Origin of the sequence: Planktotalea sp. (assembly GCF_018607995.1) — a bacterium.
Lineage (GTDB): Bacteria > Pseudomonadota > Alphaproteobacteria > Rhodobacterales > Rhodobacteraceae > Planktotalea.
This window is the reverse complement of sequence record NZ_JABBAL010000006.1, coordinates 42,385-65,507: the sequence shown is the minus strand read 5'-3', so window position 1 is coordinate 65,507 and position 23,123 is coordinate 42,385. Positions and strand designations below refer to the sequence as shown.

Here is a 23,123-nt window from a genome sequence, read left to right as displayed (position 1 = left end):
AAATGCGCGGCGATCAATTGGGAGAATAGAATGAAAACGATGAAAACGGGACGTTGCGCCCTTATCGCAAGAGCTATTGCGAGGCTCGAATTGGGAACACCAGCATTTGCTGATGGTCATCAAGTTCTTGAGTCCATTCACTTCTTGATCCCGGGCGGTGGTAGGGATGGCACTGCATGTGGCATGGGCTGAGCCCTGAGAACTGCGGGACATGCCGGGTCTGCGTCCAATTAAAAACATGTCAGGCGGTGGTAGTGGCAAGGCCATCGGAATTTGATCGGAAACGCCGATAGCAACCAAGGCACGTTGATGGTCAACTCAACGCCGATTGTTATCTGTTCGCTCATGGGCGTGTTCTTGCAAAGCTTTCGAGCTCTGGCATTCGGTGTCTTGCCTAATGCGGGCGCAACAATCGCGAGTTTTCTAGGCACCGCAGTAAAGGCAACCTCGCCACAAAGAGAGAACAGGAAGAGCATGGCAAAGTCGCGATCAAGGGCCTCGCAGCCCCTGAAACCGCAAACTACTCGGCCTGCACAGGATTTTTAGTACTGCTGCTCACTTTGGGTGTTCTGGGCTCTGGCACTACTGCGATCTTGTCGGGTGCGCTTATTGTGCTCAATTTTTCGCCCGCGCCGGGGTTGATGATTGATGAACCACAGATTTTCTAGGCTGTCATCAAGTCAATGTTCATGGGCAATCTGGAATTGTTGGCTTTGAATCTACCGCTGATCCCCTACATCGCCAAAGTGCTGTCGATCCCACGCAACTTCTTAATCCCTGTCACTTTGTTTTTCACGCTAATGGGGGGCTACATTGGTCGAAACAACACGACCGAGCTCTTGATCCTTGTTGGGTTTGGAGTCTGTGCAACCGCTTTAAAATTTGCCGATTACCCGCTGACACCGCTTCTGATTGGCTTTCTTTGGGTGGGACTCGATGGAGAATAACTTTACCCGTTCAATGCAACTTTATGATGGTGTATCCTTCATATAGGAGCGCCCAAAGACTCTCGGATTGTTCATCATTGCGGCTGTTTTGATCGTTTTGCCAAGCTAACGCGCGCGGCGCGCGAAAATGCGTGCATCAGGAATTGAAGTTGGATATTTGGTTATTGATCTGGCGCGCGCGTGTCTTCAGGTTATTGCGGTAGCGCAAAACCAGTGATGAGTTGCTTTAGCCCGAGCGCCGCCCCGATAAAGATTGCAATAAAGGCAACGGGTGCGCTAAACGCAAGGACGGAAAAGGCTGAAATACCTTGGCCAACGCTACATCCAACGGCGAGGATGGCACCAGGTCCCATAATCGCAGCCCCAAATATTTGACGGCGCAATTCACGGGGGTCGTCACAGGCTTCCCAGCGGAAATGACCCTTGGAATAAGAGCCAAGAATAGCACCAAGTACGACGCCAACCACCGAGCCAACGCTGAATGAGAGCGTGTTGCCGGATGCAGTCATTGCATAGTAGATCGTGTCACCGATTGGGGCCGCGAATGAATGTGTTTCAAGTGGCTCTATTGAGAAACCCGTCGTTGCGATCCAATAGGTACCAAGCCAACCGAAGAACACGGCGAGGCCGACAATCGATCCCCAAAACATCTGCGCGTAAGATTGGCGCATGTCTTTGTGTAACAGGGCTATACTCACCAAACCGCCCCCTACAATTAACCCGCTTACTACAGGTGGCAGTCCGAAATTTGAAAGCAGCTGGGTAAAGCCTTGTGGTTGACCAGACCCCGTCTCTACGGGAAATAGCCATACGCGAAGATGCGCAAGTGGGCCGGACATCACAAAATAGGCGGACAACCCCATGACGATCACGATCATTAAAGAACGCAGATCGCCCCCGCCCAAACGTGCCAGCGCGCCGTAGCCACAGTTGCCACTTAGCGCCATGCCGTACCCGAACAGCAAACCCCCGATAACTGTTCCAAGCGGGTTCCAAGTTCGATCAAGATAGGCGGTTGTGGTTGAATCAAACGTGCCCATTGACATGGCGATGTGGGTGGTGATCACAGCAACCCCAATGGCGATGGCCCACATGCGCAAACGCTTGTCATCACCACCGTAAAGGTAGTCTTCGATGGCACCAAGCGTGCAAAACCTACCAACCCGTGCAGCGAGACCAAGCGCGATCCCACCCAATAACCCAAAGAGCGCTGCGGTGTTCGCTTCCCCTATAGTCTCCAACATTGGGTGTCCCCCTTAGTCCAAACATTGGCGAAATGTTTGATTAATCTTCGCGGCAAAACAGGTCGTAGACGACTTCCATGATCTGTTTGGGGCGGTCGTCGGACAAACTGTAGTATATTGCCTTGCCTTCGCGACGCGGGGTCACGAGGCCCTCAAGGCGGAGGCGAGACAGCTGTTGCGACACAGCGGCTTGGCGCGAGGACAGAAGATCCTCCAGTTCGTTCACCGATTTTTCACCTGACGCGAGATGGCACAGGATCATCAAACGCCCTTCATGGCTAATCGCCTTCAGGAAATTCGCGGCCAATTGTGCATTGGCCATCATCTTTTCCATATCTTCTGTGCACATATTCTTGTCGAACACGGGCAATCGAGACACGATTTGGCCCTCTGTTTGGGGCTCCATGGCAAGTGTGGTGGTCATTTAATTGGCCTCACCTAGATCAATACCTGCTCGAGATAGCATTTGAGACAGCAAACCCCAAAAGAAATCTTCTCCGGGATAGCCCTCTAATCTGTTAACCTCTTTGCCATCGCTCACCACGATAAACGTTGGGGTGAAGGTGACGCGCTGTTTGAAGTCCACATCCGGCGTCTCACTGCGCAGATCATAGCGTTTTAAAGGTGCAGCCTTGCCTTCAGGCGTCTTGGGATAAATTTGCGAAATTTCTTTATCCCAGCGTGCGCACCAATAGCAGCCGTCTTCTTCCGCCATCAAAAGATAGGAATCTGCGGCCGCGAGAAGCGTCGAAGAGAGCGCCATAGGAAACGCGAGAGCAGCAGCACAGAGAAGTGATTTGAGCACGAAAGCACATCCGATTGTTGACGGGTTGTTCGTAATTACATAATCTAATTTATGAATATTTCAAGCCAAAGGGCACGTGTCGTATGTTTGACGTTTCGCTTTACGGGGCGCTAGTTGCGGGGCTGTTGTCCTTCTTGTCGCCCTGCATCCTGCCTATTGTGCCATTCTACCTAAGCTATCTCGCAGGTGTGGGCATGAACCAGATCGCGGCTGACGCAGAAGTTTCACCGCAAGTGCGCCTTCGTACTTTTGCAGCGGCGTGTTGTTTTGCGCTGGGTGTGATCACCGTGTTCATGGGGCTTGGTGCGACAGCAACAATGTTTGGCCAAGTGGTGCGCGAGTACTTTGATGTTTTGCGTTGGGTCGCGGCTGCGATCATCATCGCGATGGGTTTGCACTTTCTGGGCGTCATCAAAATCGGCATTCTGTACCGCCAGTTTCGCGCTGATACAGGCAACTCGACCAATGTAGGCCTATTCGGCGCATTTGTGATCGGCCTTGCCTTTGCATTTGGCTGGACGCCCTGCGTTGGACCCGTCCTTGCCGCCATCCTTTTCACCGCGGCAGGCCAAGAATCCGCTGGGCAGGGCGCGGTCTTGTTGTTTGCATACGGTGTCGGGATGACGTTGCCGTTCATTGTCGCGGCCCTGTTCATCGGGCCGTTTATGAAATGGATGGTGCGCTTTCGTCGTCATTTGGGCTTGATCGAGAAATTGATGGGGGCTTTGTTGATCGTTTTCGGGCTTTTGATTGCGACAAACTCGATCAACATTATTGCGCAGTGGATGCTGGAAAACATTCCGTGGTTCAGCACAATCGGCTAATTAGGAGACATTAGATGATAAGATTTTTGACACTCATATTCGCGACATTTTTCGCGATCAGTTCTGCGGCCGCTGAGGTTGGCGACGACGGCTTGCACAAAGCGCCTTGGATGCGTGACACGTTCAAAGATTTGAACGAAGATCTGGAAGAAGCCAACGCCGAAGGTAAACGCTTGATGATCATCGTGGAGCAGCGCGGCTGTATTTATTGTAAGAAGATGCATGAGGAAGTTTTTACCGTTCCAGAAGTGAATGACTACATCGAAGAGAATTTCTTCGTGGTGCAGATTAATATGTTCGGCGATGTAGAGGTCACAGATTTTGATGGTACGACTTTGCCGGAGAAGGATATGGTCAAACGCTGGCGCGCCTTGTTTACCCCGAACATCTATTTCTTCCCGAGCGAGGTACCCGAAGGCGCAACCGTCCCCGAAGTCGCGGCTGCGAATATGCCGGGTGCCTTTGGAAGGTGGACCACTCTTAATATGCTCAACTGGGTGGTCGAGGAAGGCTACAACAGCGATGAGCCGTTTCAGAAATACCATGCGCGCAAGTTTGCAGAGCAAAGTAACTAAGTCTCACAAAGCACGCAGCACCCGCAAGCCAAAGAAGAAATTCACTTTTTTGAATTTGTTGTTGCCATAACGGAACGGTGTGCATTAGTGTACTGCAAATGACCGACGTAATTGCGTCATTAGGGAGGGTTTATGAAATGTGTTTTTAGAACGGCTATTGTCGCAGCTCTAGCCGCAAATCCGGGTTTCGCCGATGGCGTTAAGCCGGTAGATGTAGCATTTGTGGAAGGTGCTGTTGAGGCGTCTTTGACAGGCGTTGCAGGGGATGCCGCCGCAGGGCGAGAGGTTTTTGCTGACCGTAAACAAGGCAATTGTCTTGCATGCCACGCAAATACTGATTGGTCCGAGCAAAGCTTCCATGGTGAAGTTGGTCCAACCATGGACGGAGTTGCGGACCGTTGGTCCGAAGCCGAGTTGCGCGCCATCGTTGCGAACTCAAAAATGGTCTTTGAAGGCACCATCATGCCCGCGTTTTACATAGATGCTGGCTACACCCGTGCGCTTGAGAAATTTGAAGGCAAATCCATCCTGTCGGCCCAGCAGGTCGAGGATGTTGTCGCGTATCTGATCACACTCAAGGAGGAGTGAGGTCGCATGATTTTGGAGAATAACATGACACTGACACGGCGGAAAACTCTCGCGCTTGGCGGCTCTGCACTGGCGTTTGCCAGTTTCGCAGGTGCACCTGCGTTCGCGAGCTTGACGGATGATGCCATCGCCGAAATGACTGGCGGCGCAGAAATCGGCGAGGGTGCAATCACATTGACCGCGCCAGAAATTGCGGAAAACGGCAACACTGTTCCAATCTCGGTCGATGCACCGGGCGCTGTTGCGATCACATTGTTCGCAGATGGCAATCCTGTTCCAGCGGTTGCGACGTTCAACTTTGGACCGCTGAGCGCATCGCGCAGCGCCTCCACACGTATTCGCCTCGCGGGCACGCAGAATATTGTGGCGCTTGCCAAGATGGAAGACGGCAGCTTTCAGCGCGCCTCGGCCAACGTAAAAGTAACAATCGGCGGCTGCGGCGGCTAAGCTAAGACACGAGGAGAAACAACATGGCTAAAGGTGTAAAACCCCGCGTCAAAGTCCCTAAAAAGGCATCCGCTGGCGAGACGATCACGATTAAAACTTTGATCAGCCACAAGATGGAAAGCGGTCAGCGTAAAGATGGCGACGGCAATGCGATCCCGCGCTCGATCATCAACCGCTTCACGGCTGATTTCAACGATCAGAATGTGATCGACGTCACGCTAGAGCCCGCGATTTCTACAAACCCCTATTTCCAGTTCGAAGCAGTGGTTCCTGAGAGCGGTGAGTTCAAGTTTACGTGGTACGACGATGACGGTTCGGTCTACGACACAAGTAAAAAGATCGAAGTCTCCTAAGTTAGAGACATGATCTTGAAAGGGAGGGTCACAATGAATTTGAAACTATGGATCTCATGCGGGGTTGCTGCTTTGGCGACCAGTGCTGCTGCGCAAGATAGCAATGCTTTAGCTGTGGATGGGGAAGCTCTGCTGACAGAAGCCGCCGCGCCATTGCACATGGAAAATGTCGACACGATCTATTCAGGTTGGCGCTTCCGCGCGAGCGAAACACAAGCGCTGCAATCGGATGATTTTGATAATCCGGGCATGATCTTTGTCGATCAAGCGATTGATCTTTGGGCCAAAGTTGACGGATCTGAAGGCAAATCCTGCGCATCCTGTCACGAGAATGTTGAAGATTTCGCAGGGCTGCGTCCAACGCTGCCACGTGTTGAGGACGGTGAGTTGGTCACGATGGAAAACATCATCAACGAGTGCCGCACCGAACGTATGGGCGCGGAGCCGTGGAAATGGTCCAAGGGCAACATGACGGCGATGACAGCCTTGATCGGTCTGCAATCGCGCGGCATGCCAGTGAACGTGGCCATCGACGGCGATGCAGCACCGTTCTGGGAAAAAGGCAAAGAGCTTTACTACACACGTGTGGGTCAGCTCGATATGGCATGTTCAAATTGTCACGAGGACAATTACGGCACGATGATCCGCGCCGATCACCTGTCGCAAGGTCAGATCAACGGTTTCCCAACATACCGCCTCAAGAATGCCAAGCTGAATTCCAGTCATGGCCGTTTCAAAGGCTGCATGAAAAACATTCGTGCGACACCTTTCAAAGAGGGCGGCGAAGAGTTCAAAGCGCTTGAGCTATATCTTGCATCTCGCGGTGAAGGTCTGGCCGTCGAAACACCTTCCGTTCGAAACTAAACATTGATGAACCCTGCGCCTAATTGGCGTGGGGTTTTCTTCTCTAAATCGCATTCAATTATGCGCATATGTATTAAGGATCGGTTAACCCATGATCAATCGTCGCGACTTTCTACAGGTGAGTATGGCAGCGTCAGCGCTTGTTGGTGCCTCTGGCTTCGGCAATTGGGCACGCCTTGGCGCGCAGCAAGCCCTCAGCCAAGATCAACTGCTTGAGTTCGATACCTTCGGCAACGTCTCCCTGATCCACATCACTGACATTCATGGTCAGTTAAAGCCAATCCATTTTCGCGAGCCATCGATCAACATCGGAGTGGGCGAGAACAAAGGCGTTGTTCCCCACATCACGGGCGCGGATTTCCGCAAAGCCTATGGCATCGCTGACGGCTCTCCGAGCCATTATGCATTGAGTTCTGGCGATTTTTCGTCGCTTGCGCAGGCTTATGGCCGTGTTGGTGGGTTGGATCGCGTGGCGACCGTGATCAAAGCAATCCGCGCGGATCGCCCTGACGCAATCCTGCTCGATGGCGGTGACACGTGGCATGGTTCGTACACGTGTCACAAGACTCAAGGTCAGGACATGGTCAACGTAATGAACGCGCTGAAGCCTGAGGCGATGACATTCCACTGGGAATTCACGCTTGGTAGCGAGCGCGTGCAAGAGATTGTCGAGGATTTGCCCTTCGCAGCGCTAGGTCAGAACATCTTTGATGTAGAATGGGACGAGCCGACCGAGCTATTCCCGCCCTACAAGATGTTCGAGCGCGGCGGCACCAAGATCGCTGTCATCGGCCAAGCCTTCCCCTACATGCCGATCGCCAACCCCGGTTGGATGTTCCCAGAGTATTCCTTTGGTATTCGCGACGAAAACATGAACGCGATGGTGCAAGAAGTCCGTGCAGCGGGTGCGGAATGCGTTGTTGTGCTCAGCCATAATGGCTTTGACGTGGATAAGAAGATGGCGAGCGTTGTGCCAGGCATCGACGTGATCCTCTCTGGGCACACACATGATGCTTTGCCTGAACCTGCTGTTGTGGGTAGCACGATCATTCTGCCCTCCGGTTCGAACGGTAAATTCGTGAGCCGCGTTGATCTCGATATCCGCGATGGTAAGATGATGGGGTATCGTACCAAATTGATCCCGATATTCTCTGATGTGATCGAACCCGATGCTGAGGTTGCCGCACTCATTGATGAGCAGCGCGCACCTTATGAGGCGGAAATGTCTGAAGTGATCGGGCAGACCGACAGTCTTTTGTATCGCCGTGGTAATTTCAACGGCACGTGGGATGATGTGATTTGCGACGCGTTGCTGTCAGAGCGTGACGCAGAAATCGCGCTCAGCCCCGGTGTGCGTTGGGGTCCTTCTATGGTGCCTGGGCAGGACATCACACGCGAGGATATCTTTGGCGTCACCTCGATGAGCTACGGTGAAGCGTATCGCACTGAAATGACCGGTGAATTCCTACAAGTGGTGCTTGAAGACGTGGCCGACAACATCTTCAACCCTGATCCCTATTACCAACAGGGCGGCGACATGGTGCGCACGGGTGGCCTTGGCTACACCATCGATGTGTCCAAACCACAAGGGCAGCGCATCTCCAACATGACGCTTTTGAGCACGGGCGAACAGATTGATCCTGCACGTGCATATGTCGTCGCTGGTTGGGCCTCTGTGAATGAAGGCACCGAAGGGCCGCAAATTTGGGACGTGGTGGAAAGCCATATCGCCAAGCTTGGGACGGTCACGGTGGAGGACAACAACAGCGTCGAAGTTGTCGGCGTTTAACGAAACACGAAAGAGAGTTTGAGACATGGACGAGATGCATAAACCCTCACGTCGCGCGTTTTTGCGCGGCAGTGCTGCGGCTGCGGCTGGCAGCATTGCAGGGGCCGCGAGCGCGCAAACCGCTGATCCGCTGATCACAGACGTGCAAGACTGGGCGTCGATCACAGGCGTGGGCGTGGACGAAACACCCTACGGCTTGCCGATTGAATATGAATCCCACGTGGTGCGCCGCAATGTGGAGTGGTTGACGGCTTCGCCAATCTCTTCGATTAACTTCACCCCGATCCACGCGCTTGAGGGCACGATCACGCCACAAGGTTGCGCGTTTGAACGTCACCATTCTGGCGCGATTGAGATGAAGAAAGACGATTATCGTCTGATGATCAATGGCCTGGTCGACAAGCCGCTGGTGTTTACTTACGCCGATCTGGAGCGTTTCCCGCGTGAGAACCATGTGTATTTCTGCGAATGTGCGGCGAACACGGGGATGGAATGGGCCGGTGCGCAGCTTAATGGCGTGCAGTTCACCCACGGTATGATCCACAACATGGAATACACGGGCGTTCCACTGCGCGCACTGCTCAATGAAGCAGGTCTTGGCGCGGCTGGTGATCTGAAGGACAAGTGGGTCTATGTGGAGGGGGCTGACGCTTCCTCGAACGGGCGTTCTATCCCGATGGAAAAGGCGCTCGATGATGTGCTTGTCGCGTTCAAAGCCAACGGCGAAGCACTGCGAATGGAGCACGGCTACCCTGTGCGCCTTGTGGTCCCGGGTTGGGAAGGCAACATGTGGGTCAAATGGATCCGCCGTATTGAAGTGTCTGACGCGGCCACGGAAAGCCGCGAAGAGACGTCAAAATATACCGACGTTATGGAAGATGGCACCGCGCGCAAATGGACATGGGTAATGGATGCTAAATCCGTGATCACCTCGCCCAGTCCGCAAATGCCTATTGAACATGGCAAAGGGCCTTTGGTTATCTCTGGCCTTGCGTGGTCCGGTCACGGTCAAATCACCCGCGTGGATGTGTCCCGCGATGGGGGCATTACGTGGGAACCGGCACGTCTTGGCAAACAAGGCGACACCAAAGCGCTGACGCGTTTCTATTTGGACGTGGATTGGGACGGTGCACCGATGCTGCTGCAAGCGCGTGCGATGGATGAAACAGGCTACGTGCAACCCACCAAAGAACAGCTGCGCGACGCGCGTGGCGAAAATTCCGTTTATCACAACAATTGTATCCAAACTTGGTACGTGAACGCAGAAGGGATCGCTGAGAATGTCGAAGTCTCCTAATATCCTCCTCCCGGCACTTGGCGTAACAGGCATCGTCCTCGGCGGCGCTTACGGCACGATGACACGCAGCTACAAAGCAGACGAAGCGGACATTGCACGCGCACAAGCGCAAGCGGCAGAAGCGCGTTTGGTCAGCCAAGAAGAAGCCAACACTGATCTGAAATCGCAGATCGCTTTGGTGCAAGACACAGCAAAAGCCAAAATCGCAGAACTTGAAGCGCGCCCTGCGACGGTGTCTTTGACCGCTCCTGCGCCTATGCATGACGGGGCAATGGGCCTAGGCCGCGAAGCTTTGGTTGAAGAGATTGCCGCGTGGGACGTTGATGTTCTGCCCGATGGTCGTGGTTTGCCCGCGGGTACGGGTAACGCGTTTGATGGGGAAGAGCTGTTTGCAGACAAATGCGCAGCCTGCCACGGTGATTTCGCGGAAGGTGTTGATAACTGGCCTGTTTTGGCAGGTGGGTTCGACACACTCGCGGATGAGGATCCTGTGAAAACTGTTGGCTCTTACTGGCCGCATCTCTCAACAGTGTATGATTATGTTTACCGCTCTATGCCCTTTGGCGAGGCAGGAACGCTAACACCTGATGAGACCTACGCGATTGTCGCCTACATCCTTTATTCGAACGATCTGATCGATGATGAGTTTGAGCTGACCCACGTAAACCTTGGCGCGTTCGAGATGCCTAACAAAAACGGCTTCATCATCGATGATCGACCAAAGGCCGAGTATGCCGCGTGGAGCGCGGAGCCTTGCATGAGCAACTGTAAGGATGAAGTCACGGTCACCATGCGCTCTGTCTTTTTGGTGAACACGCCGGAAGATGGCGGTTCTGAATCTGTGATGAACAACGCCACGGTTGAAGGGTTGCCAAGCTTCACATCTGCGGGCGCGTCCTTCATTCCAGAAGCGGAAGCGAAGGTGGAAGAGACCGTCGAAGTGGCTGCCGCAGCGGTGGAAGAACCCGCTGATGAAGGGGCTGCGTTGATCAAAGCAGGCGAAAAGGTCTTTAAGAAGTGCAAAGCCTGCCACGCTGTTGGGGATGGGGCCAAGAACAAGTCTGGACCACAGTTGAACGCGCTTTTGGGGCGGACAATGGGTTCTGTTGACGGGTTCAAATACTCCAACGTCTTTAAAGCAGCCTACGATGAAGGTCGCATTTGGGACGAGGCATCGCTCACAGAATTTCTCGCCAAGCCGAAGTCATACATGAAGGGGACGAAAATGTCTTTCTCGGGCCTCAAGAAGGAAGGAGATCAGGTTGCGATTATCGCGTATCTGAATAGCTTTCTCGGGGACTGAACAGGCGGCGGTGGTGCCTGGCAGCCAGCCAGAGGAGTTCAGTGTATCCGCTGAAATCCTCGCGCTTGAAGGTGATTTAGAGTATGGTGAATACCTCGCCTCTGAATGCACAACGTGCCACCAAGCGGATGGCAGTGCCAACGGGATCCCCAGCATTACGGGTTGGGAAACAGAACCGTTCGTTACGGCGCTGCACGCTTACAAAACAAAGCATCGCGACAATGAAGTGATGCAGATTATCGCCAATCGAATGAGCGATGAAGAGATTGCGGCCTTGGCTGCGTATTTTAAGACCTTAGAAAACTAAGGCGAATTAGGGAGAGTAAAATGACGATTAACAGAAGACACTTTCTAGGAAGCTCCGCCGCCGCGGCCGCTGGTCTTGCAGCACCGATGGTGAAAGCGGATGGTCACGGCAAGCCACGGGTTGTTGTGGTTGGGGGTGGTGCAGGCGGTGCAACTGCCGCGCGCTACATTGCAAAAGACAGCAAAAGTGCGATTGACGTCACGCTGATCGAGCCATCGCGCATGTATTACACCTGCTTCTTCTCGAACCTCTATCTTGGTGGGTTCAAAGAGATCGAAGACATTGGCCATTCTTATGGCACGCTGGCATCTGGTGGCGTGAATGTAGTGCATGATTGGGCAATAGGTGTCGACCGTGATGCAAAGACCGTGTCCTTGGCAGGCGGTGCGACGATAGCATATGACAAACTGATCCTGAGCCCAGGCATCGATTTTGTTGAAGGCGCGGTTGAAGGCTGGGATGTTAGCTCTCAGAATGCGATGCCGCATGCCTACAAAGCGGGTTCACAGTCTGAACTTTTGAAAGCGCAGCTGATGGCCATGCCCGAAGGCGGTACATTCGCAATGGTTGCTCCGCCAAATCCATATCGTTGCCCTCCTGGTCCATATGAACGTGTGTCGATGGTTGCGCACTTCCTGAAGAACAACAATCCGACTGCGAAGATCATCGTTGCGGACCCCAAGCCGAAGTTCTCCAAAATGGCGCTCTTCCAAGAGGGTTGGGCCGACAACTACGAAGGTATGGTAGATTGGATCGGTTCTGATTTCGGCGGTGACAGTGTTTCTGTTGATCCGAATGAAATGACGGTGACGATTGATGGTGAAGTGACCAATGTTGATGTGTGCAACGTCATTCCAGCAATGAAAGCGGGTCGCATTGCAGAACTTGCAGGCGTCACAGATGGCAGCTGGGCACCTGTCAATGCGATTGACATGTCCACGAAGGCAGATCCTGACGTTTACGTCCTTGGTGACTCTTCCCAGCAGGGCGATATGCCGAAGTCTGGCTTCTCTGCCAACAGCCAAGCAAAAGTGTGTGCAAACGCTGTGCGCGGTGCTCTGACGGGTTCCAAAGTGTACCCTGCGAAGTTCTCCAACACATGCTGGTCCCTGATCGACACGGATAACGGTGTTAAAGTCGGCGCGACGTATGAGGCGACGGATGAGAAGATCGCGAAAGTGGACGGCTTCATCTCTGCCACAGGCGAAAGCGCGGAGTTGCGCAAAGCGACCTACGAAGAATCCGAGGGCTGGTATGCCGGCATCACGGCTGACATGTTTGGCTAACTAGCTGATGGTTCGACCTGCTAAGGTGGGTCGAACCAACTCCTACGTACTGGCATTCACACTTGTGCAATAACGACCAAAAGTTCTAAAAATTTGGAATGTCCAAATTAGGGCTGAAATCGCGTTGATGTTGGATCGTATGGAACCCACGACGGTTCTTTCGTCTCGAACGAGAATGTTGTTCTCACCCACCGCACCATTCAGGCATTTCATTCTCTTGGACGCGCTTTCTTTCTCTAAAGTAGCAACTATTAACTTTGGACGCGCGAAGCTGACGAGGTGAATTATGCTTTTGGAAAATCTACCATTCGAACTTCCAATTCAGACAGTTCATGTTGTCTTCGGACTGATCCTAGGACTAATCTTCGGCATTGCAGCACAAATCTCAAAATTCTGTCTACGCCGTGCGGTTGCTGGGGATGAGAGCAACGATAGATCGGCCGCTTCTGTTTGGTTGATAGCGCTCGCAACTGCCATTGGGGCCTTCGCGATTGCGCAAAACTTTGGCTGGGCCGCACTGGACGATCATCGCTTGCTCGCCACATCTGTACCTGTTCTTGCAATCATCGTCGGTGGCTTGGCCTTTGGCATCGGCATGGTTTTGACGCGTGGCTGCATGTCCCGCCTGACAGTTCTGTCGGCGACAGGCAATTTGCGTGCATTCACAGTTATTCTTGTTTTTGCCGTTGTCGCTCACGCAACCATCAAAGGCGTTTTGGCCCCTGTTCGTGTCGCACTTGGATCAGTCCAGCAGGACTTTGGCATCGCTTCCTTGGCCGCACTTCCGGGTGCGGCGCCGGCTATCGCTCTGGTGTTGTTACTCTCCGCCATCGTTCTTGCGCGTCGTTCGCACACGTCAGTTACGCACGTGACGCTCGGGGCCGTGATCGGCCTGGTCGCTGTCGTCGGCTGGGCAGGCACATCCGTCTTGTTGATGGATGAGTTCGATCCACTGCCCGTTCAATCCGCAGCCTTCACTTTGCCTTGGGCAGACACCTTGTTCTGGACCATCGCATCCACGGCGATCCCTGCGGGCTTTGGCACGGGTTTGCTGGGTGGTGTGATACTTGGAAGTTTTCTGAGCGCGTTTGTGCGCAAAGAGGTGCAGCTACAGAGCTTTGAGACCCCACAACAAACCTTGCGCTACACGCTTGGTGGTTCTTTGATGGGGGTCGGTGGCGTGTTGGCCGGGGGCTGCACTATCGGTGCGGGCCTGTCTGGTGGTGCGACATTGAGCATCGCGGCACTTCTTGCACTCGCTGCGATCATCTCAGGTGCACTGGCCGCGCAGGCGCTTTTGAACCCACGCAGATCTGCGGTTACTGCGTAAGTGCTACTCAAACTCCATCTGTTCATACACGCGACCTGCATTGCGGGTTGCTAGCTCTTCAAACGTATCGAGGTTGGTGTAAGCGCTTTGATCGACATAATAGGCCTCTGCCAGATCGCCTCCATTCTCTAAATGTGCGCCAACGACAGTGCGAAGATGTACTAGATAGTCGCGCGTATAACGCCGTACTTGATCCATATTTGTCGGGTGACCATGACCGGGGATCACGTAGGTTGCGCCAAGCTTCTCAAAACCAGTCTCCCAAGTTTCGATCCAATCATAGACGATAGTATCCTCAAAGATCGGCAACATGCGCTCGTGAAAGGCCATATCGCCAGCGATCACGAGGCTTTGCTTTGGCAGCCAAACCTGCGTGTCTCCCGGCCCATGCGATGGCCCTAGGTGCATGACTTCAATGGTGAAATCACCCATTTCGATAACACGTGGATCTTCAAACGTTTCAGTCGGAAGCGCGATAAATGTGTCTTTCGCCTTATCACGGTTATAGCGTTTCATATTCTCGAGGATGTTATGGCCCCGCTCCTCAAACTCATGCGCGGCGTCCACATGGGCAAGGATCGGCACGCCCTGCTCGGACCAGTAAGAGTTGCCAAGCATCGCATGGCCTTGCCCGTTTTCATCGATTACCAGTTTGACGGGCTGGTCTGTGATCACTTTGATTTCATCGTGCAAGGCTTTGGCCAGAACGTAAGCGGCGCCGCCATTGATCACGACAACCCCGTCGCCTGTCACGATAAAACTAAGGTTGTTGTTGTGGCCTGAGTTCTCATATGTTGGCGGGGCGGTCGCGCCGATGGCGGACCAAACATGTGGGATGACTTCAACGGGTTTTGAATAAAGCGCAGAGGCCGGATATTGATCCGCGATGTTCTCGGAGGCTGCGGCGGGCAGCGCAATGACGGTAAGCGCGAGTGTCGGAGCAAGTTTCCACATTTACGTATCCTTCGCCACAAAGTTAAAGCCATCACGGCCCTTTTCAGCGTGGCCTAATCCGCCGTTTGGCAAATGAAACCCAACCAACGCCATATCTTCGGACGTGAGTCTATCCAGCAACATTTTTCGGGTCGCAATCGCAAGATCCGCGTCTTGATCCGACCCACTGCGCCAGTCTGGGCGGCGGAACGCGACGTGATGATTGCCAATCGCATCGCCAAGTACCATCGCGGAGGTAGACCCGGCGCGCAGCTCAAACGCCATATGTCCAGGCGTGTGACCGGGGGTCGAGACCGCGGCGATGCCCGGCAGCACCTCTTGCCCGTCATCAAACAGCGTGACCGCATCTTCAATCATTTCCATGCGCCGTTTGGCGCCAACTGCAAAGGCCGCTCGTGCGTCGCCGATGGTGTTGACCGTTTCGGGGTTCCACCAATAATCCCACTCAGCACGTCCCATCATATAGGTGGTATTATAGAAAACTGGTTCGTCGAAGTCATCTAGAAGGCCCCAGATATGATCCGGATGCGCATGGGTGAACAAAACGTGTGTGACGTCTTCAGGGCTCAACCCAATTGCATCAAGGCTGTCAACAATTGTGCCCGCAGTCGGCGCAAAATCAGGGCCGGAGCCGACGTCAAAGAGAACCGTGTTGGTGCCATCTTGATAGAGCGCCAAATTGCAATCAGGGGTGAGGCGTTCATTCGAAAGGCCAAATTCTGTGATTATGGGTGCAAGTTTATCCTGCGGCATAGGTTCGAAAATGAAACCGGAGGGGAGCACCAAGTTACCATCGCTGACCGTCGTAAGGCTGGCGTTCCCCAATTTGAGTTCGGCACTTGCCAACGATGGAATGCTGTTCACCAAAGGCAAAGCGGCTGTTCCTTGAATGAATCTACGGCGCGTTAATGGCATGTGTGTCTCCCAATAAATTCTATTTATTGAATGTGTATGATAAATCGCAATAGAGCAAGCATAGTTCTGGCTTTTGAGCCTGTGGATCCTAGACCTCGCCAAGAAACAGCAGTTAAAAAAATTACTTTAGGTAAAAAATATCTATACTTGAAATAAATTAGTGCACACTCTAGCGTTGATGTTGATCGAAAATTCGAAAGGTGAGCAAATGCGGATTGCGTGTTTAGGCGGTGGACCTGCGGGTCTCTACTTTGCGATATCCATGAAGCTTCGGGATCCTAGGGTCGAGGTTGTCGTGTTTGAGCGCAACAAACCGGACGATACCTTCGGATGGGGCGTGGTCCTGTCGGATGAAACCTTAGACAATCTTGAAGCCAATGATCCGATTTCTGCCGCAACTATTCGCAAGCACTTTGCTTATTGGGACGATATGGCCCTGATCTATCAAGGAACGAAAACACTTAGTTCGGGGCACGGGTTTTGCGGCATCGGGCGCAAGACGTTGCTACAAATCTTGCAAGCGCGCGCTATCGAATTGGGGGTCGATCTACAATTTGAGACAGAGATCGCCGCTGCTTCGAGCTATATGTTGGAGTATGATTTGGTTGTCGCCTGTGATGGCCTCAATTCCAAAACGCGGCTTGAATTTCAGGAAACGTTTCAACCCGATATTGATGTGCGGAAATGTCAGTTTATCTGGCTTGGAACGCATCAGAAATTTGACGACGCATTTACGTTTATCTTTGAAAAAACGGACAAAGGCTGGCTTTGGGTGCATGCATATCAGTTTGACGATGACACGGCGACGTTCATCGTGGAGTGCTCTCAGCAAACCTTTGACGCTTACCGTTTTGGTGATCTGACCCAGCAAGAGACAATTGCAATTTGTGAAGAGGTGTTCAAAGAGCATTTGGATGGTCATTCTTTGATGACCAATGCCAATCACATTCGTGGCTCAGCCTGGATCCAGTTTCCACGCGTACTTTGTGAGAAATGGCACCACGAGAATGTTGTTCTGCTTGGTGATGCGGCGGCCACTGCGCATTTTTCCATTGGATCGGGGTCAAAACTGGCGTTGGAGTCCGCCGCCACCCTTGCGGATCATGTTCATGCGGAAAAGGACATCGCAAACGCGTTTGAGAAATACGAGGATGCGCGCCGCTTGGAGGTCTTGCGCTTGCAATCAGCTGCACGAAACTCGCTGGAATGGTTCGAAGACGTAGAGCGGTACCTAGATCTTGATCCTGTTCAGTTGAATTACTCGATGCTGACGCGCTCGCAACGGATCAGCCATGAGAACTTGCGAGAACGGGACGCAGAATGGCTTGGCTCCGCTGAAGCATGGTTCATGGAGCAGGCAGGCTCTGCTAACAATGGCCCTGCGCGTGCGCCAATGTTCGCACCTTTTAGACTGCGCGATATGCATTTGAAAAACCGGATCGTGGTGTCCCCGATGGCGCAATATAAGGCATTGGATGGGGCACCGACGGATTGGCATTTGATCCACTACGGCGAACGCGCAAAAGGTGGCGCGGGGCTCGTCTATACCGAGATGACATGCGTGTCGGCTGAGGGCCGTATTACCCCGGGCTGTCCAGGTCTTTACGCACCAGAGCATGAGGCGGAATGGACCAGATTGAACAGGTTTGTGCACACAGAAACTGACGCGATGATCTGTTGCCAGATCGGTCACGCAGGTCGTAAAGGTTCTACGCGCGTTGGCTGGGACGGTATGGATCAGCCTTTGAAAGCGGACAATTGGCCGCTTTTGTCAGCCTCTGCAATCCCGTGGTCAGATGGAAATGCGACACCCAAAGCAATGGATCGCGCTGATATGGATATGATCAAAAAGGACTTTGTGGCAGCAACACAAATGGCCGAGCGGGCTGGTTTCGACATGATCGAGTTGCATGCGGCGCACGGTTACCTGATCTCATCCTTCATTTCGCCTTTATCGAACGTGCGTGGCGACGAATACGGCGGTAGCTTAGAAAACCGGATGCGCTATCCTTTGGAGTTGTTCGAAGCGATGCGCGAGGCGTGGCCTGCGGCGAAACCGATGTCGGTGCGCATTTCTGCTAATGATTGGGCAGGCGACGATGGCGTAACACCGACAGAGGCGGTGAAGATAGCTGAAATGTTTGAAGCCGCTGGTGTGGACATTATCGACGTGTCTGCCGGACAAACCTCAACCGAAGGCAAGCCAGTCTATGGGCGCATGTTTCAAACACCGTTCTCTGATCGGATTCGCAATGAGGCGGGAATAAAAACGATGGCCGTTGGCAACATCTACGAAGCAGACCACGTTAACTCTATTCTGATGGCAGGTCGCGCTGATCTCGTTTGTATCGCGCGCGCGCATTTAGCCGATCCGTATTGGACGCTTCACACTGCGACCACTTTGGGGGACCGCCAAGAAAAATGGCCTTTGCCTTATGAAGCGGGGCGTGACCAGATGTGGCGCAATGCGGATCGTGACGCAGAATTAGCGGGTAAGGTATGAGCAAGGCACATGTCGTCATTTCAGGTGGTGGAACCGGCGTTGGGGCAGAAACTGCGCGACAGTTTGCGTACGCGGGCTACCGTGTTACGATTCTTGGACGCACTGAAGAAACCCTAGTTGCACAAGGCTTGCCCTATCAAATATGCGATGTTGCAGATGCTCTTGCCGTTAAAACCGCCTTTGAAAAAGCGCGCAAGGCACAGGGTCCGATCACAATCGTCGTGGCCAATGCAGGTGCTGCAAGGTCTTTGCCCTTCGCCAAAATGAGCGCTGCGGATTTGACCGCTATGACGGACGTAAATCTCACGGGGGTCTTCAACGTTTGGCAAGCCGCCTTATCGGACATGAAAGCCGCGAAGTCTGGCCGTATGATCGCAATTGCATCGACAGCAGGTCTCAAAGGTTATCCTTATGTCTCCGGCTATTGTGCTGCAAAACATGGCGTCGTTGGTTTGACACGCGCGCTATCCTTAGAACTAGCCGCAACGGGGATAACGGTGAACGCGATCTGCCCGGGGTTCATCGAAACGCCCTTGCTTGAGCGTTCAATAGAAAACATCGTGTCAAAGACTGGCATGAGTGCTGAAGACGCTGCAAAGTCGCTGAGCAAAGGCAACCCGCAAAGGCGTTTCATTCAAACGGATGAGGTTGCCGCGACTGCGCTTTGGCTTTGCTCTGATGCTGCGCGGTCGATCAATGGCCACGCTCTAAGCCTTTCGGGAGGGGAAATTTAATGCAACCTGACTTGAAAGACGAAACTACGACGGCTTCTAAAGAACGGTTGCGCCTTTGGCTGCGCTTCTTGAAAGCAAGCAGCACAATTGAAGCAACGCTGCGCGAAAACCTGCGGCAGGAATTTGCAACAACCCTGCCACGCTTTGATGTGATGGCTGCGCTCTCTCGGTTTGAGGACGGCCTGAAGATGAGCCAATTGTCAGATGTCTTGCGTGTCTCAAATGGCAATGTGACGGGCATCGTGGATCGCCTGTCCAAGGATGGATTTTTGGTGCGCGTTCCCGTTCCGGGGGATCGACGTGCGTCCCTTGTGCGGCTGACCAAGCGTGGGCAAGAAGAATTTCAGCAACAGGCCATGGCGCATGAAGCCTGGGTGAATGACATGCTACGCGATTTCTCGCCTGAGGCGGCGCATGACATCTCGCAGCGGCTTGAACAGCTTGAGTCGAGTTTACAAAAGGATAGAGGTTAAGCATGCGCACAGATGTGAAGCACTTTAAATGCGAGATTGCAGACGGCATTGCGACCATCGCGTTGGATCGGCCTGAACGCAAGAACCCGCTGACATTTGAGAGTTACGCAGAACTGCGCGATTGGTTTCGTGACCTTGCTTATTCGGATGATGTAAATGCGGTCGTCTTTGCATCCAACGGTGGCAACTTTAGCTCTGGCGGGGATGTCCACGACATCATCGGGCCTTTAACCAAAATGTCGATGAAAGAGCTATTGGCCTTCACGCGCATGACCGGAGATTTGGTCAAAGCGATTGTGAGCTGCGGCAAGCCGGTGATTGCCGCGGTTGACGGAATTTGTGTCGGGGCAGGGGCGATTATCGCGATGGCGTCAGATCTTCGAATCGCAACCCCAGAGGCGAAAGTGGCGTTCCTCTTCACACGCGTCGGGTTAGCGGGCTGCGATATGGGGGCCTGCGCGATCTTGCCACGTATCATTGGCCAAGGTCGTACGGCGGAATTACTCTACACAGGCCGCTCCATGAGCGCGGATGAAGGCTATGCATGGGGCTTTCACAACAAGGTAGTTCCCGCGAGAGACCTGACATCTGAAGCTCTAAACATGGCGACGCGTATCGCGACTGGGCCGAATTTTGGGAACATGATGACCAAAACCATGTTGGTACAAGAGTGGTCCATGTCCATCGAGCAAGCCATCGAAGCAGAGGCGCAAGCGCAAGCAATCTGCATGCAAACGGCAGATTTCGAGCGTGCGTTCAATGCGTTTGTTGCCAAAGAAAAACCAGTGTTCGAGGGCAATTGATGGCGGATACATCCTTCTTGAACTGGCCGTTTTTTGAAGAGCGTCACCGCACGCTTGCGGCTTCCCTTGACGATTGGGCGGCGAAAAACCTGTGCGCGATTGATCATGTTGATACGGATAACGCGTGCCGTGCGCTGGTTGCGGCATTGGGACAGGGCGGTTGGCTTGACCATGCCGCCGTTGATCCGTCTGGAGATGCAACGCTAGATGTGCGCACTCTATGCCTGATCCGCGAAACGCTCGCGCGCCATGATGGCTTGGCGGATTTTTCATTCGCGATGCAGGGGCTTGGGACTGGCGCAATCTCGCTATTCGGATCGGACGCGCAAAAGGCAGACTGGTTGCCAAAAATCCGCGTTGGCACTGCAATTTCTGCGTTTGCTTTGACAGAGCCACAATCAGGTTCGGACGTTGCAAACTCTACCATGACTGCGACGCTGGATGGGGATAGCTATGTTTTGAACGGCGAAAAAACCTGGATCAGCAATGGCGGTATTGCCGACGTTTACACCGTTTTCGCGCGCACAGGCGAAGCGGCAGGCGCGCGTGGATTATCTGCATTTGTCGTGCCCGCTGACACTGCAGGCTTGGACGTTGTCGAGCGTTTGGAAACCATCGCACCGCATCCTTTAGCGACACTTCGCTTTAATCAGTGCCGCGTTCCTGCTTCTGCGTTGATCGGTCAAAGCGGCGCAGGTTTTAAGATCGCGATGAGCGTCTTGGATGTCTTTCGTTCGACCGTTGCTGCCGCGGCGCTTGGTTTTGCGCGACGCGCGTTGGACGAAGCCCTTGAGCGGGTGACACACCGACATGTTCAAGGTGCGCCCTTGTTCGATTTGCAAATGGTGCAAGGTCACATTGCAGATATGGCCGTAGACATTGATGCCAGCGCATTGCTGATCTATCGCGCTGCGTGGGCCAAAGACAGCGGTGCTCCGCGTGTCACGCGCGAAGCGGCAATGGCGAAGCTGTTTTCAACCGATCAAGCGCAGAAAATTATCGACAAAGCCGTGCAACTTCACGGGGGCGATGGTGTGAGATCGGGAGAAATTGTTGAAAAACTTTACCGTGAAATCAGAGCCTTGCGCATTTATGAAGGGGCTTCGGATGTGCAACGGGTCATCATTGCGCGCCAAACTATGGAGAATAACGCATGTTAAGTGCCAGCGCCCATCTCGACACTTTTGCCCGCGATAACTTGCCCCCGTTAGAGCAATGGCCAGAGTTTAATTTGGAAGGGTTCGACTATCCTGAACAGCTGAACGCAGGCGTTGAATTGACCGATGCGATGGTCGCAAAAGGGTTTGGCGATCATACGGCGCTTATCGGGAATGGACGGCAACGCACTTACAAAGAATTGGCGGATTGGACTAATCGGCTTGCGCATGTGTTGGTCGACAATCTTGGTGTGAAAGCGGGCAATCGCGTGCTGATCCGGTCTGCGAACAATCCTGCGATGGTTGCGTGCTGGCTTGCCGCGACAAAGGTAGGAGCGGTTGTGGTGAACACGATGCCGATGCTGCGCGCGATGGAGCTGGGGCAGATCGTCAACAAAGCAGAAATCACGCATGCGCTGTGCGACAGTCGTTTGCTGAAGGAAATGCAGATCTGTCGGGACGCGAGCAGCCATCTCACGCAACTTGTCGATTTCGATGGCACATCCAATCACGATGCGACTCTGGATAGGCTTGCGCTAGAAAAACCTGTCAGGTTTGACGCGGTTCAGACCGGACGTGATGATGTGGCCTTGCTCGGCTTCACATCGGGCACGACGGGGGCTCCCAAAGCGACGATGCACTTTCACCGGGATCTGTTGATAGTGGCCGATGGCTATGCGCGCGAGGTGTTGCAGGTCACGCCAGAGGATGTCTTTGTTGGCTCACCGCCCTTGGCATTCACGTTCGGCCTTGGTGGCCTTGCGATTTTTCCGTTGCGGTTTGGTGCGACGGCAACCTTGCTGGAAGCCGCATCGCCACCCAACATGATCGAGATTATACAAAAATATAAAGCGACCGTCTGCTTTACCGCACCCACTGCCTACCGCGTGATGTTAGAGGCGATAGAGCAAGGTGCGGACCTCAGCAGCCTGCGCGCGGCGGTGTCTGCAGGTGAAACCTTACCGTCTCCGGTTTATGACGATTGGATGGCAAAAACTGGCAAACCGATGCTCGATGGGATCGGTGCGACGGAAATGTTGCATATCTTCATTTCCAATCGCTTTGATGATCATAAACCGGCTTGCACGGGAAAGCCTGTGACAGGCTATGAGGCGAAGATCATTGATGAAAACGGCGAAGAGGTTGCGCGAGGAGAGGTTGGGCGTCTTGCGGTGCGCGGTCCAACCGGGTGTCGATATCTGAATGATGATAGACAGCCAGGCTACGTGTTGGAGGGTTGGAACGTCACAGGCGATTCATTCAAAATGGACGCAGATGGCTATTTGCACTTCTTGGCGCGGAGCGATGATATGATCATCTCTTCGGGATACAATATCGCTGGCCCAGAGGTCGAAGCCGCGCTTTTGTCACATCCGGCCGTGCGCGAATGTGCTGTTGTAGGCGCACCTAATGCGGAGCGGGGCATGATCGTTCAAGCCCATATCGTTTTGGCTGACGCAGCTCCCACTTCTGAAACTGCCAATATTTTGCAAGATCACGTGAAAGCAACGATTGCGCCATATAAATACCCAAGGGACATTAGATTTATCGATGCGTTGCCCAAGACCCAGACCGGAAAAATCCAGCGTTATTTGCTGAAAGATGACGCATAAAACGCCTCTAAA

The 23,123-nt window shown here is 53.3% G+C and carries 23 protein-coding genes and 2 pseudogenes; 20 read left to right on the top strand and 5 right to left on the bottom strand.

Annotated elements, in window-relative coordinates; translation table 11 throughout:
• Positions 1–30 precede the first annotated feature (30 nt).
• Positions 31–378: pseudogene (locus tag QZ280_RS01910) on the top strand (tripartite tricarboxylate transporter substrate binding protein); the annotation flags it as partial.
• 6 nt (positions 379–384) lie between these two features.
• Positions 385–1,056: pseudogene (locus tag QZ280_RS01905) on the top strand (tripartite tricarboxylate transporter permease); the annotation flags it as partial.
• 82 nt (positions 1,057–1,138) lie between these two features.
• Here the strand turns inward: QZ280_RS01905 and QZ280_RS01900 are convergent.
• From QZ280_RS01900 to QZ280_RS01890, 3 genes are read right to left on the bottom strand one after another with little or no spacing between them, the layout of a single operon-like run.
• Positions 1,139–2,191: a YeeE/YedE family protein gene (locus tag QZ280_RS01900; protein ID WP_293440581.1), complete on the bottom strand. Its 1,053-nt coding sequence runs from the start codon at positions 2,189–2,191 to the stop codon at positions 1,139–1,141.
• Between the two features lie 40 nt (positions 2,192–2,231).
• Complete coding sequence (locus QZ280_RS01895) at positions 2,232–2,615, bottom strand: metalloregulator ArsR/SmtB family transcription factor (RefSeq protein ID WP_293440580.1); 384 nt, start codon at positions 2,613–2,615, stop codon at positions 2,232–2,234.
• Positions 2,616–2,954 (bottom strand): hypothetical protein, encoded by a 339-nt coding sequence (locus tag QZ280_RS01890; protein ID WP_293440708.1) that lies wholly within the window; start codon positions 2,952–2,954, stop codon positions 2,616–2,618.
• A gap of 125 nt (positions 2,955–3,079) precedes the next feature.
• On the opposite strand from QZ280_RS01890, the gene QZ280_RS01885 reads away from it, so the two are divergent.
• The 12 genes from QZ280_RS01885 to QZ280_RS01830 all read left to right on the top strand — a co-directional run bounded on the left by QZ280_RS01885 (position 3,080) and on the right by QZ280_RS01830 (position 13,959).
• Entirely contained in the window at positions 3,080–3,820 is a 741-nt protein-coding gene (locus QZ280_RS01885) for a cytochrome c biogenesis protein CcdA (RefSeq protein WP_293440578.1), read from the top strand.
• Between the two features lie 14 nt (positions 3,821–3,834).
• Positions 3,835–4,395: a thioredoxin family protein gene (locus QZ280_RS01880; RefSeq protein ID WP_293440576.1), complete on the top strand. Its 561-nt coding sequence runs from the start codon at positions 3,835–3,837 to the stop codon at positions 4,393–4,395.
• 132 nt (positions 4,396–4,527) lie between these two features.
• Positions 4,528–4,983, top strand: a complete 456-nt coding sequence (soxX, locus tag QZ280_RS01875) for a sulfur oxidation c-type cytochrome SoxX (RefSeq protein ID WP_293440574.1) — start codon at positions 4,528–4,530, stop codon at positions 4,981–4,983.
• Positions 4,984–5,007: 24 nt separating this feature from the next.
• Positions 5,008–5,430 (top strand): thiosulfate oxidation carrier protein SoxY, encoded by a 423-nt coding sequence (soxY, locus tag QZ280_RS01870; RefSeq protein ID WP_293440572.1) that lies wholly within the window; start codon positions 5,008–5,010, stop codon positions 5,428–5,430.
• A gap of 23 nt (positions 5,431–5,453) precedes the next feature.
• Complete coding sequence (soxZ, locus tag QZ280_RS01865) at positions 5,454–5,783, top strand: thiosulfate oxidation carrier complex protein SoxZ (RefSeq protein WP_293440570.1); 330 nt, start codon at positions 5,454–5,456, stop codon at positions 5,781–5,783.
• Between the two features lie 33 nt (positions 5,784–5,816).
• A complete protein-coding gene (gene soxA / locus QZ280_RS01860) occupies positions 5,817–6,647 on the top strand; it encodes a sulfur oxidation c-type cytochrome SoxA (protein WP_293440569.1) in 831 nt (276 codons plus the stop codon).
• Positions 6,648–6,738: 91 nt separating this feature from the next.
• Complete coding sequence (gene soxB, locus QZ280_RS01855; protein ID WP_293440568.1) at positions 6,739–8,436, top strand: thiosulfohydrolase SoxB; 1,698 nt, start codon at positions 6,739–6,741, stop codon at positions 8,434–8,436.
• 25 nt (positions 8,437–8,461) lie between these two features.
• Positions 8,462–9,733, top strand: a complete 1,272-nt coding sequence (gene soxC / locus QZ280_RS01850; protein ID WP_293440566.1) for a sulfite dehydrogenase — start codon at positions 8,462–8,464, stop codon at positions 9,731–9,733.
• Positions 9,717–11,036 carry a c-type cytochrome gene (locus QZ280_RS01845; protein ID WP_293440564.1) on the top strand — a complete coding sequence of 440 codons (1,320 nt, stop codon included), beginning with the start codon at positions 9,717–9,719 and terminating at the stop codon, positions 11,034–11,036. The genes soxC and QZ280_RS01845 overlap by 17 nt, the downstream gene beginning before the upstream one ends.
• A gap of 13 nt (positions 11,037–11,049) precedes the next feature.
• Positions 11,050–11,343, top strand: a complete 294-nt coding sequence (locus tag QZ280_RS01840; RefSeq protein ID WP_293440562.1) for a c-type cytochrome — start codon at positions 11,050–11,052, stop codon at positions 11,341–11,343.
• 20 nt (positions 11,344–11,363) lie between these two features.
• Positions 11,364–12,629 (top strand): NAD(P)/FAD-dependent oxidoreductase, encoded by a 1,266-nt coding sequence (locus QZ280_RS01835; RefSeq protein ID WP_293440560.1) that lies wholly within the window; start codon positions 11,364–11,366, stop codon positions 12,627–12,629.
• A gap of 286 nt (positions 12,630–12,915) precedes the next feature.
• The gene (locus tag QZ280_RS01830) at positions 12,916–13,959 is read left to right on the top strand and encodes a YeeE/YedE family protein (RefSeq protein WP_293440559.1); all 1,044 of its coding nucleotides are present in this window, start codon (positions 12,916–12,918) and stop codon (positions 13,957–13,959) included.
• A 3-nt stretch (positions 13,960–13,962) separates the two neighbouring features.
• Here QZ280_RS01830 and QZ280_RS01825 read toward each other — a convergent pair whose 3' ends face one another.
• On the bottom strand, positions 13,963–14,913 hold the full coding sequence (locus QZ280_RS01825; protein ID WP_293440558.1) for an MBL fold metallo-hydrolase: 951 nt from the start codon (positions 14,911–14,913) through the stop codon (positions 13,963–13,965).
• On the bottom strand, positions 14,914–15,828 hold the full coding sequence (locus QZ280_RS01820) for an MBL fold metallo-hydrolase (RefSeq protein ID WP_293440556.1): 915 nt from the start codon (positions 15,826–15,828) through the stop codon (positions 14,914–14,916).
• A 208-nt stretch (positions 15,829–16,036) separates the two neighbouring features.
• On the opposite strand from QZ280_RS01820, the gene QZ280_RS01815 reads away from it, so the two are divergent.
• The 6 genes from QZ280_RS01815 to QZ280_RS01790 are packed head-to-tail and all read left to right on the top strand — an operon-like array spanning position 16,037 to position 23,111.
• Positions 16,037–18,331 carry a bifunctional salicylyl-CoA 5-hydroxylase/oxidoreductase gene (locus QZ280_RS01815; RefSeq protein WP_293440554.1) on the top strand — a complete coding sequence of 765 codons (2,295 nt, stop codon included), beginning with the start codon at positions 16,037–16,039 and terminating at the stop codon, positions 18,329–18,331.
• Entirely contained in the window at positions 18,328–19,065 is a 738-nt protein-coding gene (locus QZ280_RS01810) for an SDR family NAD(P)-dependent oxidoreductase (RefSeq protein WP_293440552.1), read from the top strand. The genes QZ280_RS01815 and QZ280_RS01810 overlap by 4 nt, the downstream gene beginning before the upstream one ends.
• Positions 19,065–19,538, top strand: a complete 474-nt coding sequence (locus QZ280_RS01805; RefSeq protein WP_293440550.1) for a MarR family transcriptional regulator — start codon at positions 19,065–19,067, stop codon at positions 19,536–19,538. The genes QZ280_RS01810 and QZ280_RS01805 overlap by 1 nt, the downstream gene beginning before the upstream one ends.
• Before the next feature lie 2 nt (positions 19,539–19,540).
• On the top strand, positions 19,541–20,341 hold the full coding sequence (locus QZ280_RS01800; protein ID WP_293440549.1) for an enoyl-CoA hydratase family protein: 801 nt from the start codon (positions 19,541–19,543) through the stop codon (positions 20,339–20,341).
• The gene (locus QZ280_RS01795; protein WP_293440548.1) at positions 20,341–21,501 is read left to right on the top strand and encodes an acyl-CoA dehydrogenase family protein; all 1,161 of its coding nucleotides are present in this window, start codon (positions 20,341–20,343) and stop codon (positions 21,499–21,501) included. Before QZ280_RS01800 ends, QZ280_RS01795 begins: the two co-directional genes overlap by 1 nt.
• The gene (locus QZ280_RS01790) at positions 21,495–23,111 is read left to right on the top strand and encodes an AMP-binding protein (protein WP_293440546.1); all 1,617 of its coding nucleotides are present in this window, start codon (positions 21,495–21,497) and stop codon (positions 23,109–23,111) included. Before QZ280_RS01795 ends, QZ280_RS01790 begins: the two co-directional genes overlap by 7 nt.
• The last annotated feature ends 12 nt before the right edge of the window (positions 23,112–23,123 follow it).